At 66.2% G+C, this 311-nt stretch carries 1 protein-coding gene; it reads right to left on the reverse strand.

Annotated elements, in window-relative coordinates:
- Positions 1 to 311, reverse strand: a 311-nt coding sequence (locus BKM74_RS18410) for an EF-Tu/IF-2/RF-3 family GTPase (RefSeq protein ID WP_245826003.1), incomplete at both ends; no start/stop codon positions are given.

A 311-nucleotide genomic window follows, 5' to 3' on the forward strand; every position in this document is an offset into this window, starting at 1 on the left:
CCACGCAGCAGCGCGCCGATATTGTCGCCCGCCTCGCCGCTGTCCAGCAGCTTGCGGAACATCTCGACGCCGGTCACAACCGTCTTCGTGGTGTCCTTCAGGCCGACGATCTCGACTTCCTCGCCAACCTTCACGATGCCGCGCTCGACGCGGCCGGTCACCACCGTGCCACGGCCGGAGATCGAGAACACGTCCTCGATCGGCATCAGGAACGGCAGGTCCTTCGCACGCTCCGGCTGCGGGATGTAGCGATCGACCTCGGCCATCAGCTCCAGGATCGCCTCGCGGCCCAGCTTCGGATCGCTGTCTTC

Origin of the sequence: Oceanibaculum nanhaiense (assembly GCF_002148795.1) — a bacterium.
Lineage (GTDB): Bacteria > Pseudomonadota > Alphaproteobacteria > Oceanibaculales > Oceanibaculaceae > Oceanibaculum > Oceanibaculum nanhaiense.